This is a genomic window from Saliterribacillus persicus (assembly GCF_003337485.1).
GTDB lineage: Bacteria > Bacillota > Bacilli > Bacillales > Amphibacillaceae > Saliterribacillus > Saliterribacillus persicus.
Genome location: NZ_QPJJ01000008.1, coordinates 33,328 through 47,779 on the forward strand (window position 1 = coordinate 33,328; position 14,452 = coordinate 47,779).

The 14,452-nt window shown below is 34.6% G+C and carries 18 protein-coding genes; 4 read left to right on the forward strand and 14 right to left on the reverse strand.

The window, feature by feature from the left end:
- Positions 1 to 47: 47 nt before the first annotated feature.
- On the reverse strand, positions 48 to 1,265 hold the full coding sequence (locus DFR57_RS10370) for an NAD(P)/FAD-dependent oxidoreductase (protein WP_114353091.1): 1,218 nt from the start codon (positions 1,263 to 1,265) through the stop codon (positions 48 to 50).
- Between the two features lie 295 nt (positions 1,266 to 1,560).
- On the opposite strand from DFR57_RS10370, the gene DFR57_RS10375 reads away from it, so the two are divergent.
- Positions 1,561 to 2,544 carry an NAD(P)/FAD-dependent oxidoreductase gene (locus tag DFR57_RS10375; RefSeq protein ID WP_114353092.1) on the forward strand — a complete coding sequence of 328 codons (984 nt, stop codon included), beginning with the start codon at positions 1,561 to 1,563 and terminating at the stop codon, positions 2,542 to 2,544.
- 156 nt (positions 2,545 to 2,700) lie between these two features.
- Here DFR57_RS10375 and DFR57_RS10380 read toward each other — a convergent pair whose 3' ends face one another.
- The 3 genes from DFR57_RS10380 to DFR57_RS10390 all read right to left on the reverse strand — a co-directional run bounded on the left by DFR57_RS10380 (position 2,701) and on the right by DFR57_RS10390 (position 4,274).
- Positions 2,701 to 3,060: a HesB/IscA family protein gene (locus DFR57_RS10380; RefSeq protein ID WP_114353093.1), complete on the reverse strand. Its 360-nt coding sequence runs from the start codon at positions 3,058 to 3,060 to the stop codon at positions 2,701 to 2,703.
- A 95-nt stretch (positions 3,061 to 3,155) separates the two neighbouring features.
- On the reverse strand, positions 3,156 to 4,007 hold the full coding sequence (gene dapF, locus DFR57_RS10385) for a diaminopimelate epimerase (protein WP_114353094.1): 852 nt from the start codon (positions 4,005 to 4,007) through the stop codon (positions 3,156 to 3,158).
- Between the two features lie 27 nt (positions 4,008 to 4,034).
- Positions 4,035 to 4,274 (reverse strand): YuzB family protein, encoded by a 240-nt coding sequence (locus DFR57_RS10390; protein WP_114353095.1) that lies wholly within the window; start codon positions 4,272 to 4,274, stop codon positions 4,035 to 4,037.
- A 167-nt stretch (positions 4,275 to 4,441) separates the two neighbouring features.
- On the opposite strand from DFR57_RS10390, the gene DFR57_RS10395 reads away from it, so the two are divergent.
- Positions 4,442 to 4,675, forward strand: coding sequence for a NifU family protein (locus DFR57_RS10395; protein ID WP_245937443.1), 234 nt, complete (start codon positions 4,442 to 4,444; stop codon positions 4,673 to 4,675).
- Between the two features lie 278 nt (positions 4,676 to 4,953).
- On the opposite strand, the gene DFR57_RS10400 is transcribed toward DFR57_RS10395, so the two are convergent.
- The 4 genes from DFR57_RS10400 to DFR57_RS10415 form a co-directional block, all read right to left on the reverse strand.
- Positions 4,954 to 5,484: a YcxB family protein gene (locus tag DFR57_RS10400; protein ID WP_114353096.1), complete on the reverse strand. Its 531-nt coding sequence runs from the start codon at positions 5,482 to 5,484 to the stop codon at positions 4,954 to 4,956.
- Positions 5,485 to 5,893: 409 nt separating this feature from the next.
- Positions 5,894 to 6,802 carry a homoserine kinase gene (thrB, locus tag DFR57_RS10405; RefSeq protein ID WP_114353097.1) on the reverse strand — a complete coding sequence of 303 codons (909 nt, stop codon included), beginning with the start codon at positions 6,800 to 6,802 and terminating at the stop codon, positions 5,894 to 5,896.
- On the reverse strand, positions 6,799 to 7,860 hold the full coding sequence (thrC, locus tag DFR57_RS10410) for a threonine synthase (protein WP_114353098.1): 1,062 nt from the start codon (positions 7,858 to 7,860) through the stop codon (positions 6,799 to 6,801). The genes thrB and thrC overlap by 4 nt, the downstream gene beginning before the upstream one ends.
- 4 nt (positions 7,861 to 7,864) lie before the next feature.
- On the reverse strand, positions 7,865 to 9,157 hold the full coding sequence (locus tag DFR57_RS10415) for a homoserine dehydrogenase (RefSeq protein ID WP_114353099.1): 1,293 nt from the start codon (positions 9,155 to 9,157) through the stop codon (positions 7,865 to 7,867).
- 376 nt (positions 9,158 to 9,533) lie between these two features.
- On the opposite strand from DFR57_RS10415, the gene DFR57_RS10420 reads away from it, so the two are divergent.
- Positions 9,534 to 10,049, forward strand: coding sequence for a phosphatidylglycerophosphatase A family protein (locus DFR57_RS10420; RefSeq protein WP_114353100.1), 516 nt, complete (start codon positions 9,534 to 9,536; stop codon positions 10,047 to 10,049).
- A gap of 33 nt (positions 10,050 to 10,082) precedes the next feature.
- On the opposite strand, the gene DFR57_RS10425 is transcribed toward DFR57_RS10420, so the two are convergent.
- On the reverse strand, positions 10,083 to 10,481 hold the full coding sequence (locus tag DFR57_RS10425) for a YbaN family protein (RefSeq protein WP_114353101.1): 399 nt from the start codon (positions 10,479 to 10,481) through the stop codon (positions 10,083 to 10,085).
- Positions 10,482 to 10,491: 10 nt separating this feature from the next.
- Positions 10,492 to 11,067: a molybdenum cofactor guanylyltransferase gene (locus DFR57_RS10430; protein WP_114353102.1), complete on the reverse strand. Its 576-nt coding sequence runs from the start codon at positions 11,065 to 11,067 to the stop codon at positions 10,492 to 10,494.
- Positions 11,068 to 11,189: 122 nt separating this feature from the next.
- On the opposite strand from DFR57_RS10430, the gene DFR57_RS10435 reads away from it, so the two are divergent.
- Entirely contained in the window at positions 11,190 to 11,918 is a 729-nt protein-coding gene (locus DFR57_RS10435; protein WP_425450966.1) for a Crp/Fnr family transcriptional regulator, read from the forward strand.
- On the opposite strand, the gene mobB is transcribed toward DFR57_RS10435, so the two are convergent.
- From mobB to DFR57_RS10455, 4 genes are all read right to left on the reverse strand, one after another.
- Entirely contained in the window at positions 11,915 to 12,418 is a 504-nt protein-coding gene (gene mobB / locus DFR57_RS10440) for a molybdopterin-guanine dinucleotide biosynthesis protein B (RefSeq protein ID WP_170132965.1), read from the reverse strand. The genes DFR57_RS10435 and mobB overlap by 4 nt on opposite strands.
- Positions 12,419 to 12,447: 29 nt before the next feature.
- A complete protein-coding gene (locus DFR57_RS10445; RefSeq protein ID WP_114353104.1) occupies positions 12,448 to 12,681 on the reverse strand; it encodes a MoaD/ThiS family protein in 234 nt (77 codons plus the stop codon).
- The gene (locus DFR57_RS10450) at positions 12,678 to 13,130 is read right to left on the reverse strand and encodes a molybdenum cofactor biosynthesis protein MoaE (protein ID WP_425450967.1); all 453 of its coding nucleotides are present in this window, start codon (positions 13,128 to 13,130) and stop codon (positions 12,678 to 12,680) included. The genes DFR57_RS10445 and DFR57_RS10450 overlap by 4 nt, the downstream gene beginning before the upstream one ends.
- A gap of 69 nt (positions 13,131 to 13,199) precedes the next feature.
- Positions 13,200 to 14,444 carry a molybdopterin molybdotransferase MoeA gene (locus DFR57_RS10455; RefSeq protein WP_114353106.1) on the reverse strand — a complete coding sequence of 415 codons (1,245 nt, stop codon included), beginning with the start codon at positions 14,442 to 14,444 and terminating at the stop codon, positions 13,200 to 13,202.
- Positions 14,445 to 14,452 lie beyond the last annotated feature (8 nt).

Below are 14,452 nucleotides of genomic sequence, written 5' to 3' on the forward strand. Positions count from 1 at the left end.
GGAAAGGGTCACCCCTCTCCTTTTTCAACTTGCATTATTAATTTTAGTTATCCTAAAAAATTAAATTTTCCTTTTTTAAGCACTAAACCTAAGCCACCTATTTTATATAATGCTCGATTATCAATTACTTTTTTCATAACAGAAGCATACCAACCAAATAATTTTTTATCTCCCATTACCACACCAATAGCATCGCCATGTCCCAAGGAAGCCACAGTTCCCATATTATTAAATTCGAATTCTTCTTGTTCTCCGCCCTTTACAAGAGCTTTAATATTATGCGCGCAAACGTCTGCTTCTTGCATCGCAATTTGAGCAGTTGGTGGATATGGTCGATCTATTTCTTTATTCCAAATAAGCGCACAATCTCCAATTACAAAAATCTCTTCATGAGATGGAACACGTAAGTATTTATCCACTTCTATTTTCCCACGATTGTGTTCTAGTCCCGATTTCTCTACAAGACTATTTGCTTTAACACCTGCAGCCCAAACAGTTGTGTTGGTAGGAATATCTTCTTTTTCACCATTTACTTCAATCGTAATACCATCTTCTCTGCACTCTTTTAAGAAAGCACCTAATTTAAATTCTACACCACGAGCTTCTAACGAATTCATTGCATATTCAATTAACTCAGGATCAAATCCTGGTAAAATAGTATCCATTGCTTCCACATTAATAATTCGAACTTTATTGCGATCAACATCATATTCTTTACACAACTGAGGTACACGGTCAGCAATTTCGCCTAAGAATTCGATTCCTGTAAAACCGCCACCACCTACAACAATGTTTAATCTTTCTTGTGCAGGTTCTGTTTCATTATTAAACTTTGCAAATTGGTATTCAATGTGTTGACGTAGCAATCTTGCCTGATCAATATTTCCAATCATAAATGCATTCTCATATAAGCCAGGAATGCCAAAAGTAGCTGCTTCAAAACCTAAACCAACGATTAAATAATCATAATCCAATACACCATTTATTAGCTCAACTTTCTTATCGTCTGGTTTGATTGCAGTTACTGTATCTTTGACAAAGTTGATTTTTGCAGAATTAATAATATCTTTTATTTCAAAACGACTGCGATCATGATGAAGTGTACCAGCAGCATTTTCATGTAACCAAGTTGCTTCATAATGGTAATGATCTTTATTTACTAATGTAATATCAGCATCGTTTTCATTTAACTTTTTTTGTAGACGAGCTGCAGTTGTAAGCCCAGCATAGCCGGCTCCTAAAATAACAATCTTCGGTTTATTCACTTTATCCACATCCATTTAATATTTTATAAATTTTTACAATTTCGTGATACTTTTCACGTAAACAGCTATAATGTCACAAAAATGTAATATTTAGCACAAGAATAATCTTAGCCTTTTCTCCGACATTTTTCAACCCTATTCGAACTATTTTTTAATTTTTCTATAAATTAAAGGTGGAAAATTGCCTTTTATTTTTCTTTCCATGCATAAAGTAGTAATACCTTCATTTTTTTAAACATTATGTTAAAATAGAGGGCATGTATTAATGTTAATGTAAGTTGAGGGGGAAATAATAATGTCAGAAGAAGTTTTTGATATAACGATAATAGGAGCAGGACCTGTTGGACTATTTACAGCCTTTTATGGTGGTTTACGTCAATCATCTGTAAAAATAATTGAAAGCTTACCACAAATCGGAGGACAACTCAGTGCTTTATATCCAGATAAATATATTTATGATGTTGCTGGTTTTCCAAAAATTCGTGCTCAGGCTCTCGTAGATAATCTGAAAGAACAAACGGATCTTTTTCAACCTGAAATTGTCTTAAATCAAGCAGTTGATAGGGTAGAAAAATTAGAAGATGGTACCTTTAAAATAACTACCGATAAAGGCGTTCATTATACAAAAGTAATTATCATTACAGCTGGAAACGGGGCTTTTCAACCGAGAAAATTAGCTATCGATGATTGCGAAAAATTCGAAACAACGAATTTACATTATTACGTAAATAACATGGATATCTTCCGTGACCAACGTGTGGTTTTATTTGGTGGCGGCGATTCTGCGGTAGATTGGGCCTTAATGCTTGAGCCTATTGCTAAAGAAGTAACACTTGTTCACCGGAGAGATCAATTCAGAGCGCATGAACATAGTGTGGAAACTTTGCTAAATTCTAATGTGCGAATCATGACACCATATACACCTGAAGCGGTAATTGGTGAAGAAAAAATAGAGCAAGTTCGATTGAAAGAAGTAAAAGGTGACTCAGAAGTAATTTTAGATGTAGATCATGTTGTCTGTAATTATGGTTTTATCTCCTCGCTAGGTCCTATAAAAAATTGGGGCTTAGAAATAGATAAAAATAGCATTGTCGTGAATTCCAAAATGGAAACCAATGTGGAAGGTATCTATTCTGCGGGTGATATATGTACGTATCCTGGAAAGGTTAACCTTATTGTTGCAGGCTTTGGTGAGGGCCCTACAGCTGTTAACAACGCTAAAGCTTATATGGAGCCTGGGGCAAGAATCCAACCGAAGCATTCAACAAGTATGTTTTAATTAATTAAAAAACTATATCGATAATATAATGCTTAAAGTGATTTATAATAATTTAACAAAACAAAAATTTTTCTTTTGATTCTAAAAAAAGACGATGTCACGCGATTAAAAAATCGTAGACATCGTCTTTTATATTTATATTATCATATAAAAATCTTAGCAGTTCTCAGGTGTACCTTCACGTTCCTTCGCTTTAAAGGATGAACCACACCCACATGAAACGATGGCGTTAGGATTATCAATCGTGAAACCGCCGCCCATCATGTTTTGTTTGAAATCAATCGTAGTTCCGTCGATTACAGGGATATCCATCTTTGTGATTGTTACTGGAATACCATTTATCTCTTCTTTAAGATCTAGTTCCTCATTTACTTCATAATCAAAGCCTAAGGAATAAGAAAGACCACTACAGCCTCCACCTTTTACACCAAAACGAAGGCGAACATTCTCTTGATCTTCTTCTTTTATCATCTCTTCTATTTGAATACGGGCAGTATCTGTAATTTGAAGTACCATTCTAACATCCTCCTTGCCATAATTGACTCCTAAAAATCATTTCTATCTTATCCGTAAGTATACTAAGAAAGAAGGGGCTATTCAACTATTTGCTTTTACCAATAGAACTGGCCTACTATCGTAGTAACTGCTTCCCCGCGCATCCACACACGATTATCAGCGTCCCACGTGATCATTAAATCTCCACCAGAAAGATGAACGGTAACTTCTTTGTTCTTTTCTATCTTATTATTTAAAATTCCAGCAACTACAGCAGCGCAGGCACCTGTACCACAAGCTTGTGTTATTCCAGAACCACGTTCCCAAACCCTGAAATTTAGCTCTTTCTCATTTAAAACCTCGATAAATTCAACATTTATTTCTTCAGGAAAACGAGCATCTTTAGAGATAATAGGACCTAATTCTTTCAGTGGAGCCTTAGTTATATCATCAACAAAAAAGATAGCGTGAGGATTTCCCATTGAAACTGCTGTAATTCCCAGTTCTACGTTATCAATTGCAAATAATTCGTTTATAACGTCTTCTTTGTCCTCACCAAGCATCGGAATAGCAGATCTATTTAAATGGGGCTCACCCATATCAACGGTTACTTCTTCAATCAACTTTCTTCTGCCATGTACTTCTGCAGTAACATTACCTGATTTTGTTTCAATTTTAAATATTTTATCCTTAACCATATTATGCTCATATGCATATTTTGCAACACACCTTAAGCCATTTCCGCACGTTTTTCCTTCCGATCCATCTTTATTAAATATACGCATACCAACGTCAGCATTCTCGGTTGGGTGGATTAAAATCAAACCATCGGAACCAATACCGATATCCTTATTTGCAATATCAATTGCTAAGTTGCTTAAAATGTTTTCCTCTAAATCAAATTCAAAAGTGTTAACAAATATATAGCTATTGCCTAGCCCATGCATTTTGGTAATTGGAATAATCATTACTTCTCCTCATTTCTTTTTCATCTATTAAAGTGTGAGCGGATGCTCATCTATATAATCATATATGTTTTCAACTAATTCTGCAGAAGTATCTGCACGAACTACTGTACCATTTACGACTGCAAATAGAAAATTCGCACATAGCCCACAGTTACTCGTACATCCATATTCTATGACATCAAGATCAGGATCTGATGCCAATTCTTTTCTTGCTGATTCTGATCCGCTCGCTAAATTATTTATGCAAAACTCTATGATGGCATCCATAAAATCATCCTTTAATTAACTTTCTATTTTTCCCTACAATCTATTTTACAAATAATTTAATAAAAGATAAAATAAAAGTATCTAGAAATATTAGATGTGATCAAAAGCATAGCTTTATTTACAGATAAACTTTATAATAATGGGTGTATGAGGAAAGGAGAAAATTGATGATGCAAGAACAAACTGAACAAGTACAAGAAGTACTAAATAAATTGCGTCCTTTTCTATTAAGAGATGGCGGTGACGTTGAATTAGTTGAAGTGGACGAAGGAATTGTACGTCTACGATTGATGGGGGCGTGTGGTAATTGTCCGAGTTCAACAATCACATTAAAAGCTGGTATTGAACGTGCCTTAATGGCAGAAGTACCTGGCGTTACAGAGATTGAACAAGTATTTTAATTTAACCAAAATCGGCTGACTCAGTCGATTTTTTCTTTTTTTACTTTTAAAATCTGCACAAAGAAAATAACCGTTAAATTAATATATCATGTCGTACTGGTTACTTAGTCTTAAACCGTCGGCAAAATTTATCATACTAGTTGAGTTAACAGTTTATGTCGCAGCACTACTGCTTTACAAACAAGAAGTATTGGATATTAATATCCGTGCCTCCTTGTTTGCTCAATTGTCTAGTTAAACCACATCACGGTTTATAGAAGAAGATTTTATTATGGCTATCACTTCAATTTAACTTTTTTTGAATTTAAGTTATTTTTAATAAGAGTCTTTAATGTGTTTATTTCTTCCGTTGAATTAAAGAATCTCTTAGTTAAGATCATTGCTTTATTTTTAGAAATATACAATCGAAACATATCATGATCTTCCTTTGCTACCAATAGGTCACTCCAATCAATAAAGAGGTTTGACCTTCTTATTTTTTGATTTATTCCTTCGTTATTAATTACATAGCTTATTTCGTTTTTTATAATTTGATCACTTTTAAATTCTCTACGAATTCGGATCCCTAATAAAAGAATCAATATTAGTGTTAATGTTGCCGAAGCTACAAATGAAAGAATTGCAGCAAGTGGATAAACCGAAACCCCATTACTCGTAATACCATTGGATAATATATAAAAAAAAGCCAAAAATGCAAAAGCAAAATAGCCAATCACAATTTTTCTTCGATGATAACTATTATACTTTTTAAAATCGGCATATGATAAAGTTCCCGCGATTGAAATTTCTTTAGAGCTATTCTCTGTCACTTTTCTACCTCCTGATAAATAAGTTACTACGTCTACCTAAATTCAGAGTTAATACTATCTTATTGCTATTTCCATTGTTTACTTTCAATTTGATCTTCAGTTAGTGCAAGAACAGTGTTTCATAACCTCTATCATCATTTTAACATAAAATTACAATTAATTTCCTTTTTATGAAAACAAAAATAATGAATTGTACTTTAATTAATGTATTAATTATCACGGTAACAATTGCTGTTATCATTATGATATTCAGATCGCTATCTTGTAAAACATTTCTAAAATAAAATTCAAATATTGTTTTATAAATTTTAAAAAAGCAGAGCAAATCATGTACGATTTGCTCTGCTTTTTTTGTAGGTTTAATGGCTATTATTCAAAAACAAAATTATTTCATTTAAAATGGTCATGTTTAATTTATTTCTTCTAATGGTAATTCCAATTGTTGTGTGCCATTATTTTCAACAGATAAATCTAGCCACTCAAAATCGGAATAAGTATTTTTCCATTCTGCTATTCTTTGAATAACCTTTTCCTTTGAAGTAATGGCGATCATAGTAGGACCAGCACCACTTAAAAATACACCATAGGTATCTTCATCTAAGTAGCTCGCTAATTCATCATAGTGTGGAATAAGTTTCTTGCGATATGGCTGGTGAAAAAGGTCCTTTTCCATCATTTTACCAAGTAAATCCCATTTCCCCTGACAAATAGCAGCAACACTAACATTAGCTACTCCACTCGCCTGTACGCTTTCTTTAAATGTCATATCCTCTGGGAGAACCGCCCTAGCATCCTTCGTCTTCAATTCAAAAGAAGGAATAATGGCTACAAAAGATACGCCTGTGACTGGAACACTTGTGACGGATACTTCTCCATCATAGTGTCCTATCACACATCCCCCGAGTAAAGAAGGTGCAACGTTATCTGGATGACCCTCAATATCAGTTGCGATCTTTAATTTCTCATCTTGTGATAAATGAAGTTCAAGCAATAAATCAGCAAGCTCAATCCCTGCAATAATTGCTGTAGCACTACTTCCAAGTCCTCTTGCAAGTGGAATATCACTCTTCATTTCAACTACACATGCAGGTAGAGCCTGTCCTGGTTTATAAATCTTGCCAACTTTGTCAGCTATTTCATAGACTAAATTATCAGTTCCAGTAGGAATTCCCTCTAAACAAGTTGATTTAGGTATAAAAGTCCATGTGCTTCCTCTTGTCACTTTTAGCTCTAAATACAGATTAAGAGCTAAACCAACAGAATCAAATCCAGCACCTAAATTCGACGTACTAGAAGGAACTTTTATCAACCAACTCATGCTTCTACACTACCTAATATTCTTTCCATTACCACTTCTTCTTCATTAGGAAGAACAGTAGGTTTAACCTCACTATAATCAATCGCAGTATTTGGATCTTTCAATCCATTACCAGTTAATACTGTGACAACTGTTGATCCTTTTTCTACTTTACCCGCTTCTAACTTTTTAAATAATCCTGCAACAGAAGCACAAGATGCTGGCTCTGCAAAGATACCTTCATTTTCTGCTATCCACTGGTACGCAGCAATCATCTCTTCATCTGTAATTTCATCTATTTCCCCATTAGATTCATCGCGAGCATTTACAGCGCCTTGCCAGCTAGCAGGGTTTCCAATACGGATTGCAGTACCAACCGTTTCTGGATCTTCAAAAATACGATCGTGAACTATTGCCGCTGCACCACTAGCTTCAAAGCCCATCATTTTCGGTAGGCCTGTTTGTTTTTCATCATTATATTCCTTGAAACCTTTCCAATATGCAGTGATATTACCCGCATTTCCTACTGGAATGAATAAGTATTCTGGAGCTTTTCCTAATACATCACAAATTTCAAACGCTGAAGTCTTTTGACCTTCAATTCGGTATGGATTAACCGAGTTGACCATGGCGATTTTTCCGGTTTCCGCTAACTTACGTACAATTTTCAATGCATCATCAAAGTTACCTTGAATAGAGTAAATTTCAGCACCATACATTACCGCTTGTGCTAATTTCCCTTGCGCAATTTTACCCTCCGGGATAACTACGACACATTTCAATCCAGCACGTGCTGCAAAAGCGGCTGCTGATGCTGATGTATTTCCTGTAGAAGCACAAATTACTGCTTTTGCACCCTCTTCAATTGCTTTAGCCATAGCCATAACCATTCCACGGTCTTTAAAAGAACCTGTAGGGTTAGCCCCTTCTATTTTCGCGAATGCATTAATGCCAAATTTTTCAGATAATCTTTCTAGTTTAATTAAAGGAGTATTACCCTCATGTAAACTAATTAGTGGTGTATTTTCATTAATTGGTAAATACGTCTTGTAGTGCTTTAATAATCCTTCCCAAGCCATTTCTTTATTCCTCCCCGTCCACACGATAATAACTAATGATACGATTTACTACCGATAGATCTTTTAAATTTTCTAAACTATTTAACAATTGTTGCTTACTGATTTGGTGTGTAACCATTACTATCTCAGCCATTTTTTCTTTACTTGCAGGTAATTGCAATATTTTTGCAAAACTTACATTTTCATCAGAGAAAATATTAGTAATTTTTTGGAATGTTCCTGCTTCATCATTAACTTCCATTCGGATAAAGTATTTCGTATATTTTTCTTCATTTAATTTAAGTTGTGTTTTATATTGTGGTGTTACATATTCATTACCCGTGATACCTAGGCGAATATTTTTAACAACCTCCATTAAATCAGACACGACTGCAGTTGCTGTTGGCATACTACCCGCACCTGGTCCATAAAACATAGTCTCTCCAACCGCTTCCCCGTGAACATACACAGCATTAAATTCATTCTTAACGAGTGCAAGTGGGTGATCCTTTGGTAAAAGCGTTGGTTCCACACTTACTTCAACTTTTCCTTTATTAATAGAAGCAATCCCTATTAATTTAATAGTATAACCTAAACTAGTTGCAAAAGTAATATCTTCTTGGGAAATTGTTCGAATTCCTTTCACTTCTACATCATCTAAACTAATCTCCATTTTAAAAGCCAAATTAGCTAGCAAGGTCATTTTTCTAGCAGCATCAAGACCTTCTACATCCGAAGTCGGATCAGCTTCAGCAAACCCTAATTCTTGCGCTTCCTTGAGTACTGGCTCAAATGCCAGTTGTTCATCTGTCATTTTTGTTAAAATATAATTTGTTGTACCGTTAACAATACCCATGATTTTCTGAATGCGATCCGATGCCAAACCATCTGTTAAGGAACGAATAATAGGGATACCACCAGCAACACTTGCATCATAGAAAACATCGCAATGGTTTTCTTTTGCTAATCTCAAAAGTTTTTGGCCGTGTACTGCCATCAAATCTTTATTCGCTGTAACAATATGCTTCTTATTTCTAATTGCTGTTTCTAATAAAATATTCGTATCTTCAATACCACCCATTACTTCAATGATGATATCAATATCTGGATTTTTCATTAACTCATCAGGATCCGTCGTTAACCAAGATGAATCGATGATTACATCTCTCTTTTTATTAATATCATTTACAAGAATTTTTTTAATGGATATTTCACAACCAACTTTATATTTAATTTCATCTGCATGACCTTCTAATATCTTTACAACTCCAGCACCAACCGTGCCTAAACCGCAAAGTCCTACGTTAACTTGTTGCATTCGATCGCCCTCCTATGTATTTGTATGAAGTACATTTGTTTTTCTATAGTGGACATTATACCTTTCTAAATAATGATAATCAAGGTGTATTTGCCTAAAGATCAAAAACTTGGCGAATACCTATTCAAATTAGCATTAGTCTATACACTACAACCCCTCTATGCTTCTTTTCTGCAATGATACTATCCACTCCCTATTATAGCTTACTTTACAGTTTTATCTACACTTACAAAGGGTATATTAAAACTATATTGCCCTAAAAGTGAAACTTGTTATGCCTATACCTTTCTATTTGAAGTAAAATTATATAGACTAATATATAGGTTAGCATACGTTAAATAAGAGAATTATTATTTTTAGAAGAGGATGTGTCAAAATGAGTCAGAATCACGTACAATCTGAATTGGAAAAAAGAGCAAGAGCAAGTTTAGAAGAACGAGGGGTAGAGATAGATGATATAGCTGATCTTGTTTTTTATTTACAAAACAAATATCAGGAGAATCTTACAATAGACACGTGCCGTGAAAATGTACATCGTGTATTGATGAAAAGAGAGGTTCAAAATGCTATTTTAACAGGAATACAATTAGACAAATTGGCGGAGAAAAAACAGTTAGAATCTCCTCTACAAGAAATAATCGATACAGATGAAGGGTTATATGGTATTGATGAAATTATTGCCCTCTCGATCGTAAATGTCTATGGTTCAATCGGATTTACTAATTATGGTTATATAGATAAACAAAAACCTGGAATATTAGAAAGATTAAATGATAAAAGTACAGGTGAGTGCCATACATTTCTAGATGATATTGTTGGCGCAATTGCAGCTGCCGCTTCTTCTAGACTTGCTCATAGTGCAGCCAATGATAATTCTATGGATGATGAATAAAATTAAAATACCGAAACAGTTGGAATCGATTGATTACTCGTCCAATTGTTTCGGTATTTTTTTTGATTTAAGTAAAGGTGAGGTGAAAATGAAGTAGGTTACCCATGTTGCAATAAGTAACATGAGAATTTTTACGGCAATCAACGGAATAACTAGTAATGTAAACAACATACTTGTCCAAACAATGGTAACGGCAAATAGTTTAATGCGAAGCGGAACACCTTTTCCCTGGTGATAATCTTTTAAGTACTTTCCGAAATATTTATTTTCCAATAACCAATTATGTAATCTAGGAGAAGATTTTCCGTAACAGAACCCACCCAAAATAATTAGAGGGGTAGTAGGTAATATCGGAACAACAATACCAATCAGACCTATACCAATACTGAGCGATCCTCCAATAATCCATAATATCCGGTGAAAACTGGCCAATTTTTATTCCTCACTCTCTATACATGCGGTGCGTTTTTTTATCGTTAACATTGATAAAAGTTTTTTCTTCATCAAATGTAACCTTTCTTACATCTATCAGCTTTAATAAAGAATGGAGAGAAAGCTCTTCTGCTTTCAATTGTTTTTCAATGATAGGAAACACGCTTCTGTGATAAATACTTAACAGAGGCTGACTTCTACCATTTACAATAGGTACGATTGCTTGAGGAAATTCATTTCTTTTCTCCATCAATCTTTCATACACTTCCTTTTTTATAAACGGAACATCTATTGGAGCAACTAAATACCATTCTGCGATAATATTACTCATTCCAGAATAGATTCCTGAAAGTGGTCCTAAGCCGATATATGGCGCAAGATCTGTTATCGTCTCACTTTTACCTTTGTAATCATTAAAATTATCTATATACAAATCTTTTGTGACAATCGTTATACCCTTTACTAACGGTTCGATTGCTTTCACACTATAATAATAGAAAGGTTTGTTATGGTGCAAAGCAAAAGCTTTAGGTTGACCATATCTTGTAGAATTGCCGCCAGCTATGATAATCCCTGCTTGGCTCATTACCTCACACCCTTTCTTTAATTTTTAGTATGAAAAGTCACTAATTTGTAATTTTATGGGCAAATTAACAAGCAATCGCTGTGCTATGCTAGAAGTAATAGCAGAACGACAGGGGGATGCTTATGCAAGCTGTAAATGGTTGGGGACAAATGAAAACGAAAAGAAAAGACTCTATTTCTGACGAACTAAGGGATTTATTAGAGTCATTAAGCTATTCCAGAAAAACCTATTCCTCTTCATTCTTATTTCAAGAAGGAATGGATGCACATGAAATTTATATCATTCGTTCTGGAATTATTCAAATTGAAAAATTAACAGCCGATGGAAAAGAATTAACGCTACGGATATGTACAGAAAATGATATTATTGGGGAATTAACCCTTTTTAGTGATAATGCGAAATATCTTCTAAGTGCAAAGGTATTAGAAGCGGGTGAAGTACTTGTTATTAACAAAGATTTACTTGAAAAAGAGCTTATTGCTAACGGTGCTTTGACGTTTGAATTTATGAAATGGGTAAGTAATCATATGCGTATATTTCAGTCCAAAATACGTGATCTCCTTCTTAATGGTAAAAAGGGAGCTTTGTACAGCACGTTAATTCGTTTATCAAATAGCTATGGAGTACAAGTTAATGATGGTATTTTAATTGATATTGTTTTAACCAATCAACAACTAGCAAACTTTTGTGCAGCCACGAGAGAAAGTGTCAATCGTATGCTGAGTGAGCTAAGGAAAAATGAAGTTATTCATGTGAATAAAACGGGTCATATCTTAATAAGAGATATGGAATATCTACGCACTCAAATTGGTTGTGAACATTGCCCTATTGAAATATGTAATATTGATTAAAAATCAGCAAATTGAGTGAGGTCTGCTTTTAAATAAGATAGTAATTCTTCCGCGTGATGAAACACAGGTATATTTAATGAACTAGAGATCGTTTCGTTCCTATCTAGGATACAAACGGTCTTTTCTATTTCTTCTAATAATGCTATTTCTGCTTGGTCTTTTATCAGTAAAATTTTCGGGAATGGAATCTTTTTGTATCCTTCTATGAAAACAAAATCCATGGCTAATTGTTGGTAAAAAAAGAGGATATTTTCTATCGAGATATTATTTTTATTCAAAGAAAGTTGGAGTAAACCATCACCTTCAACTGCTGAAGCCACAGCTCCTGCTTGTCTATTAGTCTCAGAATCTGTATTTTCTATTCCTAATGGCTGCCCACCATGACCATGATGCTTGATGGTAGCTACACGATAATTATCTTTATTAAATGCTTCTATGAAATAATTTATCAAAGTTGTTTTCCCGCTATCCTTATAACCCACCATTTGTATAATTTTCATGATCAACCCCATTTCATTCAAGTAATGCTTTATCCGCCACTTATTGGAGGAATGATGGCCACGATATCTCCTGTTTTAATTATCTCGTCCTCGCGAGCAAATTCTTCATTAATTGCAACCATCGCATTATCTATTTGTGTATATTGATAAGAATTTTTAATTTCTGTTCTTAAAGCCGTCACGGTTAGTTCATTTTCTTCAAACGTAATAAATTCTTTTCCAACTGTTTCCTGTAAATCAGCGAATAATAACACTTTTATCATGTTGATTCATCTCCTATTTCTGGCTTTCCAGTCGCATAAGGGACATTTTCTAATTGATCTCCAATCCATGACTCGCCATCTTCCCAGTGTTCCTTTTTCCAGATTGGCACAATTTGTTTTATTCGTTCAATAGCATATTCATTTGCTTCATATGCTGCTCTCCTATGTGGACTAGAAACAGCAATCACTACGGCAGCGTCACTTATTTGTAAATGACCTACACGGTGGGAAATAGCAACAACAGTGTCAGGCCATTTTTCATTTATCTCTTTTCCGATTGTTTGAAGCATTTTAACCGCCATTGGTTTGTATGCTTGATATTCTAATGAAATGGTTCTTTTTCCTTTAGTAAATTCTCTTACGGTACCAATAAAGGTTGTAATCGCCCCTGCTTCAGGTCGTGTCACTTTTTCCACCGCTTTTTCGATTGAAAGTTCCTCATGTAAGATTTCAAAATGCGATTCTTCCAGTTAAAAAACTCCCCTTCTTTATCTTAGATACACTTCAAAGATATAATTTTAAACATTTTTAAGTAATATTACATTAACCTCATCATCTTCAAGATAACCCGATGTTCCTCCTGGCAAGTGGATTAGCGCATTAGTTTTTGCAAGGGAAATAACAGAATTGGATTTATCTAATCCAGCAGGATATGCTAGTAGTTGTCCCTCTTCAAAATGAATCTCTCCACGAATAAATCGATCAAATGGATTCGCTTTTTTGAAATCAACCCCAAGCGTTGCCGAAGTATGTTGTATCACTTTACCTGGAATGCCTAAATAAGCGTTAATCGCCGCTTTTGTGAATAATTCAAATCCAACAAAGCAAGCAGATGGATTTCCTGATAAAGCAAATATTTTTTTGTTATTTATCTCAGCCACTGTAGTGACACTTCCAGGTCGCATTTGAACCTTATTAAACAATATTTCAGCATCTAATGCTTTAAGTAAATCTGGTAATAAATCATAATCACCAACAGAAACACCACCAGTAGTGATTAGAAAATCCACTTGCATTAAGGCTTTTTTCATATTTTCCAAACAAACTTCAAAATCATCACTAAATTGACCAAAATAAAAAGGAATGCCACCAGCTTGTTGTATTTGTGCATAAATCATATAGGCATTACTGTTTCGAATTTTTCCATTTTCTAAGGGCTGATCGACTTCAAGAAGTTCACTTCCTGTTGCTATCACACCAATTACAGGCTTCTTTTGGACCCAAACTTGAGCGTAGCCGAAGGTCGCTAATGTGGCAATAACACCTGGAGAAATAGTGGTACCTTTTTTTAACAGGACCGTCCCTTTTTTTGTGTCTTCTCCTTGAAAAGAAATATTGTGATGTTTATCAATAACAGTATCCAAATCGAAAAAGGCTTGCCCCTCTTCATTAGATTCCTTTACTTGCTCAAGCATAACGACAGCATTACACTGATCAGGGATTTTAGCACCAGTCATAATTCGAACTGCTTCAAATGAATTTAATGGTTTTTCGTAGATAGAACCTGCACCAATTTCTGCCACTACTTTAAACCGACTAGGATTATCTTTCTTAGCATTATGTGTATCCTCTGCTCTAATTGCAAATCCATCGTACGGAGAACGATCAAAGGAGGGCACGTCATGGTCTGCTTTTAAGTCTTCAGCTAAAACTCTGCCATGTGCTTCTTTTAATTCAATCTCTTCGATACTTCCAGTCTGTAGGTTTTTTGTAGCAAGCTTTAATGCGTCTTCTACTGAAATTGCAGTTCGCTTCTCTAACATTTTGATTG